Source organism: Actinokineospora globicatena (genome assembly GCF_024171945.1).
GTDB lineage: Bacteria > Actinomycetota > Actinomycetes > Mycobacteriales > Pseudonocardiaceae > Actinokineospora > Actinokineospora globicatena.
This window is the reverse complement of record NZ_JAMTCR010000002.1, coordinates 422,882-442,355: the sequence shown is the minus strand read 5'-3', so window position 1 is coordinate 442,355 and position 19,474 is coordinate 422,882. Positions and strand designations below refer to the sequence as shown.

The following is a 19,474-nucleotide window of genomic DNA, read 5'->3' as shown; positions in this document are numbered from 1 at the left end:
GGACTCCCTCGTACCGGGAGGTGGCCGGACGTGCCAATCGCAGCCTGTCGGTCGTGAGTGACCTCCTCAGCGGACGGCGGCTCGCCGGGTGGCCGGTGGTGGCGGATGTGGTGTCCGCGCTGGAAGGGGATCGAGAGCGGTTCGGGAAGTTGTACGACCTGGTCGGCAGCGAGCGGCTTGAACTGGACGACCAGGTTGACCAGTTGACCGCCGAGTTGGGCGGGGCGACCTTGCGGGCTCCGGGCGACTCCATCGTGAACGCCCATGTCGAACACGGTGTCGTCAACATCTACAACGGTCTGTCCAGTGCCTCGAACCCGTTCGCGTTGCACATCCCCGATGACGTCGTGCGGAACTTCGAGGCGGCGGGTGCGGCGTTCGAGCGGCGGTCGTACGAGGCTGTCGTCTACCTGGTGAAGGGGCTTTTCGAGGCGGTGTTCGCGCGACGAGCCCTGCCGGGCGCCGAACCTCTTGATGCCCTGGAGCGGTTCGCCGCGGACGGGGTGATCTCGCGCCAGTTGGCCATGATCGGCATGGGCTTCTTGCGCACGGCCGACGGGGTGATCCGCGGGGTCGAAACGGTCGACGAGAACGCAGCGCGGCTGGCGTTGCGGTGTGCCGCCGCTCTCCTGTCCTCGGTCTACCTGGTAGAACCGGGGCTGATCATGCCCGACTCGAACTGACGCCCGTTCACCCCGGCTGATTCGCGCGGGGAGGTTTACACGGTGGGGATGGCGGGTAGAAAGTAACTACCTACGACGCTGAGTGGGTGTGACGCTCCCGTTGGGTGTTGTGGGTTGTGGGGATGCTCCCACAGGGATCGGGGTTGTGGTGGGCCTGCGGTGGGACGGCACCGTTGGCCCACCACTCGGTCATGGGGCGTGGAACGCGCTGTGTTCGATCCAGCCGCCTTGGCAGATTGAGCCGAAGGTGAAAGCCACGGTCACGGCGGTGCGGGAGCCGGGTGGGGTGACCTTGAGCGCGGTCGACGGGGGTTGGCACTGGTCGGGTTCGCCGGAGCCGGGGATTACGGTCCAGTGGAGCTTCTTGTCGGCGATGTCGCCTGGGTTGAGGCGTAGGCGAACCCTGCCGGGGTCTATTCGGGTGGTTCTGGTCGGGTTGGGTCTGCCTGCCGCGTTGGTGAGTTGCAGGGTGCCGTAGCCGTTGAGCAGGCACGCGGTGGTTGAGGCGTTGCGGACGCGCAGGGTGGCGTAGCGCTGGCCCGCCCCCGGTTCGACGTCGCGGATCACGCCGGTCAGGTGCTGGCCGGTGCACTGGTTGATCGTGGCTGCCTGCGCTGGGGCCGCCAGCCCGGTGGTGAGCGCGGCGGCGCTGAGCGTGGCCGCGCTGAACAAGGTCCCCCACATGGTGCTTCTCCCTCTGGTGAGGGCACTGTCATACCGCGCCTGCGGGAACCGTTGGGGCGCAATGGGAATCCTTCACCCCATCGGGCGGCGACGGACGCCGGGCGGCCGTGCCGCAGACCGGGCAACACCGACATCCAGGTCTGCCGGAGAACCCTTGATGGGATGCGTCACCAGACCGTCCGTGGTGGCAGCCCCACCCGTCATGCCCACCGCCACCGATTGGGGGACATCGGCGCAGCGGACCGGAGAACCGTTTACCAGCAAGGGTTTGCGGACGTCCGCCAAGCCGACGTAAGCGGGTACGCGGTCGAAGACGGCACCGTTGTCCGTTAGCGTCACCTGCCCCGTTGACACCATCGCCAACTCGTACCGCTCACCCCTGCCCTCGCAGACGTCGAGCACCGCCACCTGCTCGGGCGTGAGCATAAGAACGGCGTGGTCCTCAACAGCCCCGGGTACGGCAGCTAGCACTACCGGCCGCTGGTCATCCACGACGCGTAGACCGGTCGCCCACACGGCCGCGATGTCCGTGCACCGCGCGCGCAGCACGACAACGGCACCGGTGAGTCCAAGTGTGGACTTCAACCATGCAATCTTGGAAGGACAAGGGTTCGAGCCATACGCCAGCACCGGAATCCGATTCACCAGCGGACTCCAGTCGCGGTCGGCCAACCACCGATCGAGGTCCTCACCGTCGACGCGCCAACCGGATAACGCCGCCTGATCCGCCTCTAGCCGCCACCCGCCACCGTCGTCGTGGACGTAAGAGAACGCCGGGCGCGCGCCCGGATACGGAAAGGCCGGGTAGTCAGCGTCGCTGAACGAGCTCACCGAGCGATCTTGCGCTCGTCGTAGGCGGCTTGCGCGGACAGGATCCCTTCGGTGCTGGACTCGATGAGGCGATAGAGGCCACGCACCTGCTCGGCCATGGGTAGGCCTAGGTCGGTGAGGGAGTAGTCGACGCGCGGTGGGATAACCGGGTGCACTTCGCGGTGGATGAGCCCGTCCCGCTCTAGCGCCTGGAGGGTCTGGGCGAGCATCTTCTCGCTTACCCCACCGACCGCTCGACGGAGTTCGCTGAACCGCTGCGTCCCGCTGAGGAGGACCCCGAGCACCAGCACGCCCCAGCGGCTGGCGATGTGCTCCATGACCGCGCGCCCCGGGCAGTTCGGGTCGAACACGTCGAACGATGTGTCCTGCACCATCTCGCTCATCCGCCGCACGCTCCTCAACAGGACTCTTTCGTTGGGGTAAGTATAGGACGTTGAGGTAGGTACTTACCAGAAGTTAGTACCTCTCATACGGTGAGCGCATCATCGTGACGAGGGAGAACCACATGACCATCCTGGTGACCGGGGCGACCGGACAGTTCGGCGGCCTTGCCGTGCGCCACCTGCTCGACCGGGTGCCCGCCGCCGAGCTCGCGGTCTCCGTCCGCGATGCGAGCAAGGCCGCTGACCTGGCCGAACGCGGCGTCGAGGTCCGCGAGGGCGATTTCGACGCCCCGGAGACGCTGCGCTTCGACGGTGTCGACACCCTGCTCCTGGTGTCCGCCAACGGCCCGGACGCGATCCGCCTGATCGGCCAGAACGCCGCCGTCGACGCCGCGGTCCGCGCCGGTGTCGGCCGGATCGTCTACACCAGCGTCACCGACGCCACGACCTCCCCGCTCGAGCTGGCCAAGGTGCACGCGGGCACCGAGGAGCGCATCAAGGCCAGCGGCGTGCCCTACACCTTCCTGCGCAACGGGATGTACCACGAGAACTACCTCGGCGGGCTCCCGCAGGCGCTGGAGCGCGGCACGCTCGTCACGGCCACGGGGGAGGGCCGGGTCGCCTCCGCCAGCCGCGACGACCTGGCCCTGGCCGCCGCGATCGTGGTCACCACCGAGGGGCACGACGGCGCGGCCTACGAGCTGACCGGTACCGCCGCGTGGAGCTTCGACGAGCTGGCAGCGCTCGCGGCCGACCTCACCGGCAAGCCGCTGGCGCACGTCAGCGTGCCGGGGCCCGAGCTGGCGGCCAACCTGGCCGCGGTGGGCCTGCCGGGGTTCCTCGCCGAGCTGCTCGCCGACATCCAGGTCAACATCAGCCGGGGCGCGCTCAGCGAGGTCCGGCCTGACCTGGGCAAGCTCATCGGCCGCGAGCCGAAGTCGATCGCGGACGCGGTGCGCTCGGCGCTATGAGGCATGCTGCCGTGGTGGCCGCTTGACCGGTCGCCGGCGGACGAGCCTCCCGAGGCCAGATGCCGAACAGCCCTCGCGACACACGCGCCGTGTCGCGGGGGCTGTGCCTCACTTGGCCAAACGAGCGGCCTCTACGGCTAAGAGGAGTTCCGCACCATCTCGTGGTCGTGCCTGATCCCGTCCGGTCAGCTCCTGCACGCGGCGAATCCGATACCGCACTGTGTTCGGGTGCACGAACAGCCGCTCCCCGGCCTCTTTGGCTGACCCGTCGACTTCGAACCACGCGACTAGAGTCCGGATCAGTACGTCGCGTTCGCTCACCGGTAGCGCCAACAGCTTGCCCAGCACCAAGCGTGAGAGCTCACCCGCGATCTTCGGGGACCCGGCTACCAGACTCGTCACTGCGCGGTCACCGAACACCACCACCCCGGTCTCGCCCGGTGCTAGACAGCGCAACGCGATCCGGGCCCGTTGCACCGCCCACGGCAAGTGCCGCAACGACACCACCGGACTAACACCCACGGCGCTCGATAGTGACTGCCGCACGATAGACAGATCTCCGCGTGGCACCAACACGATCGTTCCCAGGTTGTGCGCAACATGCTGCCAGTGCGAAGGAAACAGGGTAGCGCCAACGGTGACGACGTACGGGCCGTTCACCGGTAGCCCTAACGCGCGAGCGGCCTCTTCATACTCCGACTCGTGCGACAACCGCCCCTCTAGCAACGCTTCCGCTACGGCGGCCCTGTCTTGCCGGGCGGAGTCGGCCTCGAAATCGCTGTAAGCAGTGGCGATAGCGTCAGAGAACGAGTCGATGATGCGCCACACCGTCGCGCTTATCGGCAACAACTGTTCGGGCGTAAGAAGACCAGGCGGTATCGCCCGCTCCATCAACGCCTCGTAGGTGAACGTGCCCGCGATCCGGAACGCGCGTAGTACTGCCGAGAGCGGGATGCCCTGCCGTGCTTGGGCACGGCCGGTCTTGCGTGCCGCCTCCAACGCGACCTCGCCGCCGGCGATGAACGCCGTGAACGCGTGCCGCAGGTTGACCTCGCACACCTTGCGCAGCTCGGCGGGGGCGACCGCGTTGACCTCGCGGTACGACATCTCCTTGGCGCTGAGCTCTACGGCGAGCTCGTCCGCCAGTTCCACCACTCTCGCGAGCTGGGCTTCGGCCAGGTCACGCAGCTCGGGAGGCAGCGGCGACATGATCGTCGGGGCGCCCACCGCCCGACTGTAGCCGGTCGTGAAGCTCTTTCCTACCGGCCGTTGGCTTGGTGCCGCCCGGTCACAGGCCCATGGCCTGCAACAGGGTGCGCAGCTTCGCCTGGGTCTCGGCGAGCTCGGCTTCCGGGTCCGAGTCCGGCATGATCCCGGCGCCCGCGAACAGCCGCATCTCCCGGCCGCTCACCTGCGCGCAGCGGATCGCCAGCACCCACTGCCCGTCGCCGTCGGCCGTGCACCAGCCGACGGCGCCGCTGTAGAAGCCCCGGTCGAACGGTTCGAGCTCGGCGATCGCGGCCCGCGCGGCGGAGGTCGGCGTCCCGCAGACCGCCGGGGTCGGGTGCAGCGCGGCCGCCAGCCGCAGCGACGACACGTCCCGGTCGACCAGCTCCCCGCTGACCCTGGTCGACAGGTGCCACATCGTCGGCGTCCCGACCAGCGACGGACCCTCGACGGCCAGGTTCCGGCAGAACGGCCGCAGCACCTCCACCACCGACTCGACCACCACGCCGTGCTCGGCCTGGTTCTTCGCCGAGGCCAGCAGCGCCGCGGCGTTCGCCCGATCGGCGGACGGTTCACCCCCACGGGGGAGGGACCCCGCGAGCGGGTTGGACACCACCCGGCTGCCCGAGCGCTCCAGCAGCAACTCCGGGCTGGCGCCGAGCAGCGTCGACCCGTCGGGCAGCCCGGCCGCGAAGGTGTACCCGAGTGGGTTGGTCGCGGTGAGCCCCGCGAGCAGCTCCGCGACCCGCACCGGCTCGTCGAACAGCAGCCGCGACGACCTCGCGAGCACCACTTTGCGCAACCCGTCGTCAGCACGCAGCGCACTCACCGCCGCCGCGACCGCCCGCCGGTACCCCGCCGCGTCCGGGACGTCGGTGGTGTCCGGACGGGACGGTGCCCACTGCGCCAGCGACGGCCGGTACGGGTGCACGCCGCCGAGCCGACGAGCGGACTCAGGCACGACCACGTGCGAGCGGGTGTCCTGGCTGAACGGGATGGCGCCGACCGCGACCGGGGCCCCGGTGTCGACCAGCTGCTTGGTGACCAGCGCGGCGAGCTCGTCCGGGTCGGTCTCCGCCACGACCGCCCTGGTGCCCTCGGCCGCCACCGTCACCCCGGGCGCCGCCAGCACGAACGACCCGGGTCGGTACCCCTCGACCAGCGCTGCCGGACCACCATCCATCCCTCCATCATGCCCAGCGGGCGGCCGGTGGACCCGTCGGTGCCGCTATGGCGTTGGCCACGAAAAAACCGCGGGTGGGCGCCGAGAACGGCACCCACCCGCGGTCGTGGTTCGAGCTGGTCGAGCTAGTTCAGCGCGTCGATGAGCGCGGAGCGCTGGCGGTCGCCGAGGCCCGCTGCGCGGCGGTCCGGGTCGATCCCGGCCTGCTCGAGCAGGGCGGCCACCTTGACCGCGCCGAGACCGGGGACGGCCTTGAGCAGGGCGGCCACCTTGGTCTTGCCGATGGTCTTGTCGTCCTTGGCCTTGCCGAGCACCGACGCGATGGTCCGCTCACCGGACTTGATCTGCGCCAGCAGCTCGGACCGGGCCTTGCGGGCCTCGGCTGCCTTGGCGAGCGCATCGGCCCGCTGCTCGGGAGTCAACGTGGGCAGAGCCAACGTGCTAGTCCTTTCCCTCTTCACCCGACCGCGGCAGCGGCGGGTCAGCTGTGGTTCACGGGCATCCCGGCTACCGACGGTGACCGACGCGGAATGCGTAACCCGCCCCGGTCGCACCGTGCGACCCGGGGACCGGATGCCTTTCACCAGTAAACGACACCTCGGAGGGCAACATACCCCCGACACGCGCAAAGGTCTTGTTCAGCGCGCCCGCGCTGGGCCAGCGACGCAGCGTGACAGCATGATCAACTCACCAAATTGGACAGTTTCCCCCGTGTCGCGCGACGCGGGAAAGCACTATCGTCGGGTCCTACCGGCGAGTAAGTCGCCGGGTGCGAGTCGGGGCCCTATCCGTCAACTCCGCCCCCAGGGAGCTACCACCGATGTTGAGCACGATGCAGGACGGCCACCTGTCCATCGCCACGCTGCTGCGCCACGGCGCCAAGGTGCACGCCACCGCGACGGTCACCACGTGGGCGGGCACCGAGGGGCGCACGGCGAGCTTCGCCGAGGTCGGCACCCAGGCGGCGAAGCTGGCCAACGCCCTGCGCGCGCTCGGCGTCGACGGCGACCAGCGGGTCGCCACGTTCATGTGGAACAACCAGGAGCACCTGACCGCGTACCTGGCCGTCCCCGCCATGGGCGCGGTCCTGCACACGCTCAACGTCCGGCTGTTCCCCGAGCAGTTGACCTACATCGTCAACCACGCCGAGGACCACGCCATCATCGTGGACGCCTCGATCGCCCCGCTGCTGTCGAAGATCCTGCCCGGGTGCCCCACCGTCCAGCACGTCATCGTCGCCAATGGACCGACGGACGCGGTGACCGCGCCGGATCACATCACCGTGCACTCTTACGCTGACTTGCTGGACAACGCTTCCGGCGAGTTCGACTGGCCCGAGGTGGACGAGCGCGCCGCCGCTGCGATGTGTTACACCTCAGGCACCACCGGTAATCCCAAGGGTGTCGTGTACTCGCACCGGTCGATCTGGCTGCATTCGATGCAGGTGTGCATGCCCGACGGGATGCAGATCTCCTCGGCCGACCGCACCCTGGTGATCGTGCCCCAGTTCCACGCGATGTCCTGGGGCATCCCGTACGCCGCGTTCATGACCGGCGCGTCGCTGATCATGCCGGACCGGTTCCTGCAGCCGGAACCGCTGGCGCGGATGATCGCCACGCTCAAGCCGACGCAGTCCGCCGCCGTCCCGACCATCTGGCAGGGCGTTCTCTCGTACCTCGACCAGAACCCGGTAGACCTGTCGTCGTTGCGCGAGGTCGTCGTCGGCGGCGCGGCCTGCCCGCCCGCGATGATGCACGCGTTCTCCGAGAAGTACGGGCTCTACATCGTGCACGCGTGGGGGATGACCGAGACCTCGCCGCTGGGCACGCTCAGCCGTCCACCGGTGGAGATCTCCGAGGAGGAGACCTGGCGCTACCGCTACACCCAGGGCCGCCTGCCCGCCGGTGTCAGCGCGCGGCTGGTCGGCGACGACGGCCGGGAAGTGCCGTGGGACGGGGAAAGCGTCGGCGAGCTGGAGGTCCGCGGACCGTGGATCGCGGGCGCCTACTACAAGCCGGAGCCGGAGGACGCCGCCAAGTTCGTCGACGGCTGGCTGCGCACCGGTGACGTCGGCACCCTGACCCCGGACGGTTTCCTCACCCTCACCGACCGCTCCAAGGACATCATCAAGTCCGGCGGCGAGTGGATTTCCTCGGTGGAGCTGGAGAACCACGTGATGGCGCACCCCGCCGTCGCCGAGGCCGCGGTCATCGGCATCCCCGACCCGCGCTGGGACGAGCGCCCGCTCGTGTCGGTCGTGCTGCGGCCGGGCGCCACCGCGACCGCGGAAGAGCTGCGCGAGTTCCTCGGCACGAAGGTCGCCAAGTGGCAGCTCCCGGAGAACTGGACCTTCGTCGCGGAGGTCCCCAAGACCAGCGTCGGCAAGTTCGACAAGAAGGTCCTGCGCGCCGCCCACGCACACGGCGAGCTCGACGTCAAGCACCTGGACTGAGCCGGTCATCGCCCCGGGACGCCCATCCGGCGTCCCGGGTACCGCCGAACGGGGACACCGGTTCACCCTGCTAGGTAAGGTCTTGGCGTCCGGACCTGACACCGTGGAGGTGCCGCCCTGCCCCGCGAGTCCCGCAAGCTCAACCCCACCTCTTACGTGGTGCTGGGCATGCTCGCCCACGGCCCGGCGACGAGCTACGACCTCAAGCAGCGGGTCGGCCTCACCATCGGCAACTTCTGGGCGTTCGCCCACTCCCAGCTCTACGACGAGCCCGCGCGCCTCGCCGAGGCGGGACTGCTCACCGTCACCGAGGAGGAGGGCGGCAGGCGCAAGCGCACCTACTCCATCACCGACGAGGGCCACCACGCCCTCCAGGAGTGGCTCGCCGCCCCCACCCCGGACGAGACCGAGGTCCGCGACCTCGGCCTGCTCAAGCTCTTCTTCGCCACCTTCGCGGGCCCCGGCGACCTCGCACACCTCGCCGACACCCGCCGCGCCAGCCACAAGTCCCGCGCCGACGGGTACCAGGCCCTCTACAGCCAGATCGCCGAGCACGCCGACCGCTGGCAGGTGAAGTCCCTGGAACTCGGCATCCGGATCGAACGCACCGTGGAGCGGTTCTGGACCGAGTTCATCGAGGAACTCGAGGCCGACGCACGCAAGCCACCGAGGTCGGATTCTTAGCCGCCCGTTCAGAGCAGCCCCGAAATCCAGCTTACGGGCGTGGGGTGCTGGGGCTGCGGGTGAAAGTCGTGGCTGTGGACGGTGATGGGGCTTGTGGACAACTCAGCCGGTGCAGGCCGGGGGTTGGCAGAGCAGGCCGCTCAGGGCTTTGTAGAAGATGGCGCCGATCTTGGTGGGGTCGGGGGTGACGAAGGCTTGGCCGCCGGTGGCGCTGGTGATGGCCTGCAGTTCGGCCAGGTCGGCGTCCGGGCCGATGCCGATGCCGATCAGCTGGAGCGGTCGCCGGGGGTCCTGCAGCTTCCCCAGTTCCTCCAGCAGTTGCGACCGGCTGATGCCGTCCGGGTCCTCGTTCTCGCCGTCGGTCAGCACCACGACCAGGTTGATCCGCCCGGGTTCCCAGTTGTCGCGACCGGACTGGTAGGCCGCCAGCACGCTGTCGTACAGGCCGGTGGCGCCGCCCTTGATGGCCTTGACGCCGCGCAGCTTGTCCAGGGCGCCGGTGTTGAGCTGCTCGGTCACGGGGAGGACGGGGAGCAGTTCCTGGTAGTCCTTGGCCCCGTCGAGCTTGGTGGCGAACAGCCACATGCCGAACTTCGTCGTGGGCCGGAACAGGCCGATGCCGGTCTCGGCCGCTTTGATGGTGACCGCCATGCGGTCCAGGCCGGTGCCGGGGACGGGTTCGGCCATGGAGCCGGAGACGTCGAGCAAGACCTGCATGCGGGAACTCAGGTTGATCCCGGCCCACTGGTTGAGCAACTGGTCGACGTCGTCCGTCGGCGGCAGGGGAACCGGGGCTCGGGAGTCGATTGTGGTCCGACCGTCGGCAGAGCGGTCGCGCAGGACAGTGCCATCGGGGCCGCGGAAACCCGCATCGCCCAGGGCGGTCATCGACTCGGGCTTGCCGAGTTCCGCTAGAAGGCGTTGCGCCACAGGCAGTGCTGCCTGCGATGCGTTGGGTAACACTGTGAACGGGTAGTCCAGCGACGGCACATCGGCGTAAGAGGCCACGAGAGGGAACGCGGTGTTGCTTGCGTTGTGGCGTAAGAGGGTGCTTTCCGGAGTGGGAAAGACGCTCAGCGGAGCCGACGGGCTGTTCGTGCCCGGCAGACGCGCATAGAGGTCCGAGGTCTGGGGGAGGGTGTTCTGCGCCAGCTTGCGCAGTGACGTCGTGGCAGCCGCTGCTGGGTCCGCGACCGCGGCCATAGTGGTGCGTACGCCTAAGAGGGCCGACAAGCCCGAAGGGTCTCGAGAGGGGTCGGAGATACCCACCGGGTTGGCCTCTAGAGCCTGCGCCCATGTCGGCTTGATGCCTGGCCACCCGAGACCCGCCGCGATCTCCTCCGTCATGGCGAGGACTACGGGTGTTGACGCCACCGGGGTGCCGCTCAACTCGACGTTCCACGCGCCCTTCTGGTGGGCGCGGCGCAGCCACAGGGTCGACTCCGGCAGCCAGACGTCCGGGAGTTGGGTGCCGTCGGAGACGATAAGAGCCTCAGCGACAGCACCCGACTCGTAGGGCGATACCTGAACCTGCGTGCAGGAGTCGTTGATCCTGTTCGCCGCTGTCTGGACTATCGGGGCCAGGTCAGGGGTGACGGCGACAGTCAGCGCTGCCGGAGCACAGCTCGCCGTGGTCGCGCGATCGCGGACCGTGTCCAAGGCGAACCAACCGCCCACCACGAGTGCCAGCAGGACGACCAGGAGCAGCGCGGTCGAGCGGAAGCCCCATTTCGGTCGCCTGGGCGACGAGTGTCGTCCCATGGCCTACCTCTCGCGGGAAGGGTGGCGGCCATGCTAGACGCCATCCGCTCCCGCGAGTAGGGCCCAAGGAGCCCGACGTGAACCGCGCTCACGAGTAGAGCTTGTCCACCTCGGCCCCGAAGTCGCGCATGATGACCCGGCGCTTGAGCTTGAGCGAGGGCGTCAGGTGGCCGGTCTCCGGGGTGAACTCCGCGGCAAGCAGCTTGAACTTGCGCACCGACTCCGCCGTCGACACCGCCGCGTTGCCCTCGTCGACCGCCTTCTGGATCTCGGCGAGCAGGTCCGGGTCGTCGACCAGGTCGGCGATCGTGGCCCCGGCGGGCTTGCCCGCGGTCGACTTCCAGTAGGTGAAGTAGTCCGGGTCCACGGTGATCAGCGCGGCGATGTACTTCTGCCCGTCGCCGACCACCATGGCCTGCCCGACCAGCGGGTGCGCGGCGATCCGGTCCTCGATGACGGCCGGGGCGACGTTCTTGCCGCCGCTGGTCACCAGGATCTCCTTCTTCCGCCCGGTGATCTTCAGGAAGCCGTCGGCGTCGAGCTCACCCAGGTCACCGGTGTGGAACCAGCCGTCGCCGTCGATCACCTCGGCGGTCGAGGCCTCGTTGTTCCAGTACCGGCGGAACACCTGCTCGCCCTTGAGCAGGATCTCGCCGTCCTCGTCGATGCGCACCGTGGTGCCCGGCAGCGGACGGCCGACCGTGCCCGGCCGCAGGTGCTGCGGGGTGTTGACCGCCGACGCCGCCGTGGTCTCGGTCAGCCCGTAGCCCTCCAGCACGACCAGGCCGACGCCGCGGAAGAAGTGGGTGAGCCGGGCGCCCAGCGCCGCGCCGCCGGAGATGGCGTACTTCGTGCTGCCGCCCATCGCGGCGCGCAGCTTGCCGTAGACCAGCTTGTCGAACACCAGGTGCTTGAGCTTGAGCCCGATGCCCGCCTTGCCGTCGGCCTCGCTGAACGCGATCGCGGTGGCCGCGGCGGCGTCGAAGATCTTGCCCTTGCCCGCCGTGTGCGCCTTCTGCCGCGCTCCGTTGTAGACCTTCTCGAACACGTACGGCACCGACAGGATGAAGGTCGGCTGGAACGAGGCCAGGTCCACCATGACCTGCTTGACGTCCGCGCTGTGGCCCATGGTGCAGCGCGCGTACACGCAGCCCACCTCCACCATCCGGCCGAACACGTGCGCGATCGGCAGGAACAGCAGCGTCTTGGCCGCCTGGTCCTGGCCGCGGCCGTGGAACAGCTCGGCGAGCACCTCGGCGCCGTAGCCGCACTCGGCGAAGAAGTTGTCGTGGGTCAGCACGCAGCCCTTGGGCTGGCCGGTGGTGCCCGAGGTGTAGATGATCGTGGCCACGTCGTCTGCGGACACCGCGGCGCGCCTGCGGTGGATCTCGGCCGCGTCGACGTCGGCGCCCGCGGTGGTGATCTCGTCGAGGTTGTCGATCCGCCACACGTGGTGCAGGTCCGGCAGCAGCTCGCGGACGCTGTTGAGCCTTCCGAGGTGCTCGTCGGTCTCCACGACGACCGCGACCGAGCCGGAGTCCGACAGGATCCACTGGATCTGCTCGGCCGACGAGGTCACGTAGATCGGCACCGGCACCGCGCCCGCGGCCCAGATCGCGAAGTCGAGCAGGGTCCACTCGTAGCGGGTGGCGGCCAGGATCGCGACCCGGTCACCGGCACCGATGCCCGCGCCGACCAGGCCCCTGGCCAGCTCGGTGACCTCCTCGGCGAACCGGGTCGCGGTCACGTCCTGCCAGCCCGCGCCCTGCTTGCGCCGGAAGGCGATGTCGGCTGGGCCCAGCTCCGCGTTGTCGTAGACCAGGTCGGCGAGCCCACCCGCAACCTCACGCTTGGCGACTGGGGGTACGGCGAACTCGCGCATAGCTCTCCTCCGGCGCACGTCAGGCAGCGCGGCTGAGCTGACTCCTGCCGTCTACCTAGCGGTAACTTGGCCCGTATCTTGCCGCCAACCCCGTGCGCGGGGCCAGAGGCGCGGCGGAACCGATATCTGGCAATTGTGACAAATGAGTCCGCCCCGGGTGTAGTGCACACCCGGGGCGAACGGAGCAACTTCGCAGGTTACCTGGCAGTGCTCAGGCGCCGAGCTCCCGTGCCTTGGCCGCGATGGCCGAGGACAGGGCGCTCACCTGGGCGTACACGCCGGGGTAGTTCGGGCGCGCGCAGCCGCGGCCGTAGGACACGATGCCGACCTGGACCCAGTTGTTGGCGTTGTCGCGGCGGAACATCGGGCCGCCCGAGTCACCCTGGCAGGTGTCGGTGCCGCCCTGGGTGTAGCCGGCGCAGATCTCCACCGCCGCCTTCAGGCTCGGGTACGGGGTCTTGCACGAGGTGTCCGAGACGAACGGGACGGTCGCCTTGAGCAGGTAGCGCTGCTGCGCGCCGCCCTCGGACGCCGCGCCCCAGCCCGCGATGGTGAAGGTGCCCGAGTCGTAGGCGGTGGTCGTGGCGATGGGGAGCTTCGCCGCGCCGGTGATCGGGCTCGACAGCTGGATCAGCGCCCAGTCGCCACCGGCGGAGGTCGAGTAGCCGGGGTTGCGGTAGACGTACTTCGAGGTCCGGGTGACCCGCGACGAGCTCTGCAGGTCGACCACGCCGTAGGTGGCGGTGATGCTGGTGTTGTTGCCGGTGCCGTTGACGCAGTGCGCCGCGGTCAGCACGAGGTTGTCGGCGTACATCGCGCCACCGCAGCCCATCGACAGCCGGACCATGAAGGGGAACTCGCCTTGGGCGGCGCGGGTACCGCCGACGACGGCGGGACCGAACTCGCCGGTGGGGCTGGGCGGGGCCGCCGACGCGGGCACGGCGATGGCCGCGGCCGCCACCGTCCCGACGATGACCGCCATGGCCTTGCGCAGAGTGCTGAGCTTCCTCACGAAGTGTCCTCTCGTGTCCACGCGGCACCCGGTTGTGCCGCTGCAGGGCGTGGAATCGACTCGCGACCGCCCACTGGATTCCACAGTGGACGGACGAACGGGGTGGTGAGGGGATCGGGTAGCTGGGCGGGCACTGTCCGTAGTGGAGTGCGGACATGGCTCTGCGCTCTCGGCGGGGCGCGAGCCGCCCGCGGGTGCCCCGGGGCCGGGCGTGGCGCTCGGCCCCGGGGCGTGGTCCAGCAGGGGTGGACCGTCTAGAAGGTCAGCTTCCAGCTGTTGATGTAGCCGGTGTCCGCCCGGTAGGTGTCCTGCACCTTGAGCTTCCACGTGCCGTTGGCGACCTCGGTCGAGGCGTTCACGGTGTAGGTGGCGATCACGTTGTCCGCCGAGTCGCTGGTGGACGAGTTCTTCAGCCGATAGGCGGAGCCGTCCGGCGCGACCAGGTCGATGACGAGGTCACCGCGGTAGGTGTGCACGATGTTGACGTCGACCTTGAGCGTCGCCGGGGCGTTGCCGGTCACGCCGGTCACCGCGATGTCGCTGGTGATCGCCGCGCCCGCGTCCGGGATGGTGACGTCGTTGGTGTTCTCGAAGACCTTGCCGCCCGGGTCCGGCGGCGTGGTGCCGCAGGTCCCGCCGATGGAGCGCTTCGGGCAGTCGGCGTAGTCGAGCAGCAGGAGCACGGCCTCCTTGTTGCGCGCCGTCTCGCGCGCGATGACCTCGTCGGGCGGGTAGAAGCCGCCACCGGCGGTGCCGGTCGGGTACATCTCGAAGGTGTAGCCGTAGATCTTGTGCACGCCCCACAGGTAGTCGTCGATCGACCCGTCGGTGATGTAGAGGTCCGAGGACTGCTCGGGGGTGTAGTTGTTCTTGGCCGCCATCGCCTTGCCGATGGTGGAGAACACCCGCTGGTCCTCGGAGGTCAGGCCGGGGGCGGTGTCGTCGTAGGTCCAGCCGTAGGGCCAGAGCACCAGCTCGGAGTAGGTGTGGAAGTCGATGCCCACCGAGATCTGCTGCTTGCCGCCGACGACGCGGCTGCCGACGAAGTTCTGCAGCGCCTTGACCTCGGGCGAGCTCGCCGCGGACGGGCCGCGGTAGGTCTCACTGCTGGTGGTACCCGAGGAGCCGTTGCAGCAGCCCCACTTGTAGTCCCAGTTGCGGTTGAGGTCGGTGCCGACGTTGGACGAGCCGGAGTTCGGCTGCCGGTTCTTGCGCCAGCTCTTGTAGGAGCCGGTGCTGATGTCGAACTCGCCGCCGTCGGGGTTGACGTCCGGGATGATCCAGATCTCGCGGCTGTCCACAAGACCCTTGATCTTGGCGTCGGAGGTGTAGCTGTCGGTCAGCAGGTTGATCAGGTACACCGCCATCTCGACGGTCAGGTGCTCGCGCGCGTGCTGGTGCGCGGTGAACAGGACCTCGGGCTCGTCCTCGTCGGTCGCGGCGTTGTCCGAGATCTTGATCGCGAAGATGTCGCGGTTCTCGTAGGTCTTGCCGACGACCTGCTTGGTGATGATGCCCGGGTGGTCGGTGACCGCCTTGTTGATGACCGCGGTCATCTCGGCGTAGTTGTGGTAGTTCGAGTCCGCGCTGGGGAAGTCGGCGGGGGCGGCCGCGCCGCGGTCGGCCGAGATCGCGGCGGCGTCCTGGGCGTCCACCCGGTAGCCGAGCTTGCGGATCTTGGCGACCTCGTCCGGGGTCGCGGTGATGAGCAGCCTGCTGTCCTCGACGCCGTTGACGGCGGCGCCGGTCTTGGCGATGGAGCTGCGTTCCTGGTGGGTCTTGACCCCGACCACGGCGTACTCGGCCGAGGTCCTGGTCTCGGCGGTGTCGGGCTTGGCCGAGGCACCCGGGGTGGTTGACAAGATCACGGCAAGGGCGGCGAGCGCCCCTACCGCTACGGACAGGCGTTTGCGCTTCACGCGTAGGCCCTCCTACAGGGAGTGCCCTGGGGCACTGGAGGTGGGTAATCGGGTTCGACGACCGCGCGCGCCGGACGAACCCGAAGGTGCCCTCACGACCAGTGCGCATGGCTGTGCAGTTGGATGGTGGCCCGCCCGCTTCGCGCCCCACAAGGCTGCGGAGGTGGGTTCCCGTTACCGGATATTTCCCATTCGATTACCGCCGCCGCAGGTCAAAAGATAAGTATCCCTACCTAGCCATGCCGGGATTGTTCGCCGGGGCCGCCCCCGGCACTGTTCACAGCAAGCACGGCGGGCCCACCAGGCCCCCGGGCCAACCTCGGGAAGTCGGGGGAGCGGCGCCCACGCCCTCGTCACTCCCCCGCCCGAGGTCCCCCGGCCACGTGGTCACTCGAGCCACGCACCCCGGGACCCGCGGCGCCCACCCAGGCGCTCGGCACCGCCTGGCGTGGTCTGGCGAGGTCCTTGATGCAGGGGGCCGCTCGCCCGCCGTCGGGTTCCGACGAGGAGGACCGTCCACCCCCGGACGGTCCTTCTCGTGTTTCCGCCCCCGTGCAGGACTCCACCCGCACCGACTCGGCACGCACGCGAGACGAACGACCAAGTCGGGCACGATGCCGGGCGGGGACGAGGGGGCGGGTGGCGGGAGAGATTCAGCCCAAGTCCTCGGCTTGCAGTTCCGCGCGCGAGGACACGCCGAGCTTGCGCAGGACTCTGGCCGCGTGCTGCTCGACGGTGCGCGGCGACAGGAACAGCACGTCGGCGATCTCGCGGTTCGTGTGGCCCGCCGCCAGCAGCCGCGCGACCTCCTGCTCGCGCGGCGACAGCTCGTTGCCGTACCCGCGCCTGCCGCGCCGTGACGGCTTGCCGCCGCCCATGCCGCGCAGCAGGTGCCTGCACCGGGCCGCGTCGCGGGTGGCGCCGAGGGTGTCGAAGGTGTCCACCAGCGTGGAGAGGATCTCGGTCGCCTTGTCGTTGTCGCTGGGCAGCAGGCAGATCGCCTCCCGCTCGGCGACCAGCGCGGCGAAGTACGGCGCGGGCAACCGCTCGTAGCGGTCCACTGCCTCGCGGTAGTGCGACACCGCCACGTCCAACTGGCCGCGTGCCTCGGCGAGGCGGCCGCGGCACTGGGCGAGCGCGGCCACCGACATCGGCGCGTCCCTGCCCTCGATCCCGGCCGCGACGTCCTCGATCAGGTTCTCCGCGTCCATCTCCCGGCCCGCGGCCAGGAAGGCGGCGACCGCCACCGGGCCCAGCTCGGTCGCCCAGGCCCAGACCCCCTTGGTGCGCAGGATCCCCACACCGCGGTCGACGTCGACGCAGGCGCGGGTGACCTCGTCCTGCGAGAGCATGGTGGTCGCCAGCGCCGCGCAACCCGCGATGGCCACCGGCGCGATCGACTCCTCCGGCACGAACGCGCCGGTCTCGGTCAGGTAGCTGGTCGCCTCGGCCCACTCGCCGCGCGCCATCGCCAACGACCCCAGCACCAGGCACAGCTCGCTGGCGACCGGGAACAGGTCCCGGTACTCGTCGAGCAGCCGCCCGGCCCGCTCGGCCAGCCCGTCCCACTCGCCGGTCAGCCAGTCCAGCCGGGCCTTGGTCGCCCGCGCGGTGCTCACCACGAACGGCGCCCCGCACTCGGCCGCGTACCGCAGGCCGCTGCGCAGCAGGTCGTTGGCCAACCGGAAGTGCCCGGTCGAGGTGCACGCGTCGGCCAGGTTGCAGTGCGCGCGGGCCAGCTGCCGCTGCTCGCCCGGCGTGGACACGGTGTCGGGCAACCGGTCCAGGTTGGCCAGCACGGACGGGTCCCCGGTGTGCAGCTTGGAGCCCATCTCGTTGGCCATCAGCGAGATCCGCAGCTCGTTGTCGTCGGTGGCCTCGCGGTAGCGGTCGGTGCGCGCCAGCCACGGTTCGAACTCGCGCATCGGGGTCATCCCCATGAACGGCTGGCCGAGCACCGCGGCGCCCTTGGCGGCCAGGTCCGGCCGCTCGGTCAGGTCCGCGATCGCCATCTCGATCTCCGAGCGCGCCTCCTCGACGCCACCGGCCTGCCGCACCAGCAGCAGCCCCCGGTAGAGCCGCACCTCGCCGCGCGCGGGCGTGGACAGCCGCCGGTCCGACAGCAGCCGCTCCAGCGCCTCGGTCGGGTCGTGCTGGTCGAGCCCCAGGTGCGCGACCTGCCCGAGCTTGATCGCCAGACGGTCCACATCGGCCGCGGGGACCGTCGGCTCCACCAGCAACCGCTGCAGCAGCGCCGTCCCCGTGCCCGCGTCGCCGATCTCGGCGGCCCGGTCGGCGGCGGCCTCGCCGTAGTGCAACCACGCCGCGGTGCGACCCGCGCGCTCGCTGTGCTCGGCGAGCTGCACCAGCGGCCGGGGCTCGACCTGGTCGAGCGCTTCGATGGCCCGGTTGTGCAGCTGCTGGCGGTCCGGGCCGCTGAGCGTGTCGTAGACGGCCTGCTGGGCCAGGGCGTGGCGGAACCCGTAGCGGCCCGAGTCGACCTCGTGCAGCACGTGCCCGGTCAACGCGTGCGTCAGCGCGGCGCGCACCCGGCTCTCGCCGATCGCGGCGACCTCGCCGAGCAGCTCGGCCGGGGCAGGGACACCCAGCACGGCGGCCGCCTGGGCGAGCCGGGTCGCGGTCGTCGGGAGCGCCGCCAACCGCTCGGCCATCGCGTCGCGCAGCAGCACCGGAACGTCCACGTTGTCCAGCAGCCTGCGCGCGGTGGCGCCGTCGGCGTGCACCGCGCCAGCCGGGTTGCGCAGCGCCCGCAGCGTCTCCTCGACCACGAACGGGATGCCCGCGGTGCGCTCGTGCAGCTTCGTGGCGAACTCCGCCGACACGGCCTCCTCGTCGAGGATCGCCGAGGTCAGCGCCCGCACCTCGTCCACGTCGAGCGGACCGAGCTCGAGCAGCACGCTGGTGATCCCGCTCGGCGGCCGGTACGCCGACCCCAGCGGCACCCCGCCCGGCACGTCCTCGCGCCGGTAAGTGACCACAATGGACAGATTGGCGGGCGGGTCGCCCATCAGGAACCGCAGCAGCTGCCGGGAACCGTCGTCGGCCCAGTGCAGGTCCTCCACCACGAGCAGGACCGGGCCGAGCACGCTGATCAACTCGCGCATGGCGCGGAACAACCGGTGCCGCTCCGTGCGCGGGTCGCCGGTCGGCGCGGGCGGCTCGGGCAGGTACTCGGCGAGTTCGGGCAGCAGCGGTCCGATCACGCCCGCCACCGGGCTCAGCCTCGGGTGGTTGCGGGCCAACCGGTCGGTCGCGTCGCGCAGCGCCTCCAGCACGGCCCCGTACGGGAACGGCTCGCCGACGGGTTGGCAGTAGCCCATGAGGACGGCCATCGGACCGAGCTCGGAGTCGAGCAGTTCGCGCACCAGGCGCGATTTCCCGACACCGGCCTCGCCCTCGATCATGATCACCGCGGGCTGCCTCGGCACGGCGGCCAGCAGCGCGCCGAGCTGGTCACCCCGGCCGACCAGCACCGGCGAGCTGGTCCGCATCAGTCCGGTCGCGTCCTGGCGCCGCACGCCCGGCCTCGGTGTCCGGCTCATCAACACCCCTCCCAACCGACGTGTCCGCTACCGCACCCGATGGGGTTTTGGCGAGCCTAGGCGGCCTGCCCGTGATCTGAAACTCCATGATGTCACGGACTGAGAAGTTGATCTTAGGTGAAAGACGGGTATCCCTACGTACCGATATCCGGATTGTTCGTCCTGCCGCGCCCCTCGATGGTGATCCGCAAGTGGCTGTCAGTTACCAACCCTGCCAGGCAGCCACACCCCTGGGTGGT

General features: G+C 69.8%; 15 protein-coding genes. 4 read left to right on the top strand and 11 right to left on the bottom strand.

The features are described from left to right. Positions 1-53: 53 nt before the first annotated feature. Positions 54-683 (top strand): hypothetical protein, encoded by a 630-nt coding sequence (locus LV79_RS02070; RefSeq protein ID WP_253831481.1) that lies wholly within the window; start codon positions 54-56, stop codon positions 681-683. 189 nt (positions 684-872) lie between these two features. On the opposite strand, the gene LV79_RS02065 is transcribed toward LV79_RS02070, so the two are convergent. From LV79_RS02065 to LV79_RS02055, 3 genes are all read right to left on the bottom strand, one after another. Continuing rightward, positions 873-1,367, bottom strand: coding sequence for a DUF4232 domain-containing protein (locus LV79_RS02065; RefSeq protein ID WP_253831480.1), 495 nt, complete (start codon positions 1,365-1,367; stop codon positions 873-875). A 72-nt stretch (positions 1,368-1,439) separates the two neighbouring features. Further along, positions 1,440-2,198, bottom strand: coding sequence for a hypothetical protein (locus tag LV79_RS02060; RefSeq protein WP_253831479.1), 759 nt, complete (start codon positions 2,196-2,198; stop codon positions 1,440-1,442). Beyond that, positions 2,195-2,581, bottom strand: a complete 387-nt coding sequence (locus LV79_RS02055) for a winged helix-turn-helix transcriptional regulator (RefSeq protein WP_253831478.1) — start codon at positions 2,579-2,581, stop codon at positions 2,195-2,197. The genes LV79_RS02060 and LV79_RS02055 overlap by 4 nt, the downstream gene beginning before the upstream one ends. 122 nt (positions 2,582-2,703) lie before the next feature. Here LV79_RS02055 and LV79_RS02050 point away from each other — a divergent pair, with 122 nt between their 5' ends. Next, a complete protein-coding gene (locus tag LV79_RS02050) occupies positions 2,704-3,552 on the top strand; it encodes an SDR family oxidoreductase (protein ID WP_253831477.1) in 849 nt (282 codons plus the stop codon). A gap of 108 nt (positions 3,553-3,660) precedes the next feature. Here the strand turns inward: LV79_RS02050 and LV79_RS02045 are convergent, their stop codons facing one another. The 3 genes from LV79_RS02045 to mihF all read right to left on the bottom strand — a co-directional run bounded on the left by LV79_RS02045 (position 3,661) and on the right by mihF (position 6,399). Further along, a complete protein-coding gene (locus LV79_RS02045) occupies positions 3,661-4,779 on the bottom strand; it encodes a PucR family transcriptional regulator (RefSeq protein ID WP_253831476.1) in 1,119 nt (372 codons plus the stop codon). A 61-nt stretch (positions 4,780-4,840) separates the two neighbouring features. Then, the gene (locus tag LV79_RS02040; RefSeq protein WP_253831475.1) at positions 4,841-5,962 is read right to left on the bottom strand and encodes an isochorismate synthase; all 1,122 of its coding nucleotides are present in this window, start codon (positions 5,960-5,962) and stop codon (positions 4,841-4,843) included. Between the two features lie 125 nt (positions 5,963-6,087). Next, a complete protein-coding gene (gene mihF, locus LV79_RS02035; protein WP_177215623.1) occupies positions 6,088-6,399 on the bottom strand; it encodes an integration host factor, actinobacterial type in 312 nt (103 codons plus the stop codon). A 383-nt stretch (positions 6,400-6,782) separates the two neighbouring features. Here mihF and LV79_RS02030 point away from each other — a divergent pair, with 383 nt between their 5' ends. Continuing rightward, positions 6,783-8,414, top strand: a complete 1,632-nt coding sequence (locus LV79_RS02030; RefSeq protein WP_253831474.1) for a long-chain fatty acid--CoA ligase — start codon at positions 6,783-6,785, stop codon at positions 8,412-8,414. Between the two features lie 168 nt (positions 8,415-8,582). Continuing rightward, positions 8,583-9,098, top strand: coding sequence for a PadR family transcriptional regulator (locus LV79_RS02025; RefSeq protein WP_253831473.1), 516 nt, complete (start codon positions 8,583-8,585; stop codon positions 9,096-9,098). 102 nt (positions 9,099-9,200) lie between these two features. Here the strand turns inward: LV79_RS02025 and LV79_RS02020 are convergent, their stop codons facing one another. The 5 genes from LV79_RS02020 to LV79_RS02000 all read right to left on the bottom strand — a co-directional run bounded on the left by LV79_RS02020 (position 9,201) and on the right by LV79_RS02000 (position 19,235). Next, positions 9,201-10,859, bottom strand: a complete 1,659-nt coding sequence (locus LV79_RS02020) for a substrate-binding and VWA domain-containing protein (RefSeq protein WP_253831472.1) — start codon at positions 10,857-10,859, stop codon at positions 9,201-9,203. An 88-nt stretch (positions 10,860-10,947) separates the two neighbouring features. Further along, positions 10,948-12,741 carry an AMP-dependent synthetase/ligase gene (locus LV79_RS02015; RefSeq protein WP_253831471.1) on the bottom strand — a complete coding sequence of 598 codons (1,794 nt, stop codon included), beginning with the start codon at positions 12,739-12,741 and terminating at the stop codon, positions 10,948-10,950. 211 nt (positions 12,742-12,952) lie between these two features. Further along, positions 12,953-13,723, bottom strand: coding sequence for a S1 family peptidase (locus LV79_RS02010; RefSeq protein ID WP_253835681.1), 771 nt, complete (start codon positions 13,721-13,723; stop codon positions 12,953-12,955). A 284-nt stretch (positions 13,724-14,007) separates the two neighbouring features. After that, on the bottom strand, positions 14,008-15,672 hold the full coding sequence (locus LV79_RS02005) for a M14 family metallopeptidase (protein ID WP_253831470.1): 1,665 nt from the start codon (positions 15,670-15,672) through the stop codon (positions 14,008-14,010). 653 nt (positions 15,673-16,325) lie between these two features. Then, positions 16,326-19,235, bottom strand: coding sequence for an ATP-binding protein (locus tag LV79_RS02000; protein ID WP_253831469.1), 2,910 nt, complete (start codon positions 19,233-19,235; stop codon positions 16,326-16,328). Positions 19,236-19,474: the final 239 nt, after the last annotated feature.

What these genes read in the sequence shown, in the direction of transcription:
- LV79_RS02065 (WP_253831480.1), bottom strand. Translation starts at nt 1,367, where the DNA reads ATGTGGGGGACCTTGTTCAGCGCGGCCACGCTCAGCGCCGCCGCGCTC.
- LV79_RS02055 (WP_253831478.1), bottom strand. Translation starts at nt 2,581, where the DNA reads ATGAGCGAGATGGTGCAGGACACATCGTTCGACGTGTTCGACCCGAAC.
- LV79_RS02050 (WP_253831477.1), top strand. Translation starts at nt 2,704, where the DNA reads ATGACCATCCTGGTGACCGGGGCGACCGGACAGTTCGGCGGCCTTGCC.
- LV79_RS02040 (WP_253831475.1), bottom strand. Translation starts at nt 5,962, where the DNA reads ATGGATGGTGGTCCGGCAGCGCTGGTCGAGGGGTACCGACCCGGGTCG.
- LV79_RS02030 (WP_253831474.1), top strand. Translation starts at nt 6,783, where the DNA reads ATGTTGAGCACGATGCAGGACGGCCACCTGTCCATCGCCACGCTGCTG.
- LV79_RS02025 (WP_253831473.1), top strand. Translation starts at nt 8,583, where the DNA reads ATGCTCGCCCACGGCCCGGCGACGAGCTACGACCTCAAGCAGCGGGTC.
- LV79_RS02020 (WP_253831472.1), bottom strand. Translation starts at nt 10,859, where the DNA reads ATGGGACGACACTCGTCGCCCAGGCGACCGAAATGGGGCTTCCGCTCG.
- LV79_RS02015 (WP_253831471.1), bottom strand. Translation starts at nt 12,741, where the DNA reads ATGCGCGAGTTCGCCGTACCCCCAGTCGCCAAGCGTGAGGTTGCGGGT.
- LV79_RS02010 (WP_253835681.1), bottom strand. Translation starts at nt 13,723, where the DNA reads ATGGCGGTCATCGTCGGGACGGTGGCGGCCGCGGCCATCGCCGTGCCC.
- LV79_RS02000 (WP_253831469.1), bottom strand. Translation starts at nt 19,235, where the DNA reads ATGAGCCGGACACCGAGGCCGGGCGTGCGGCGCCAGGACGCGACCGGA.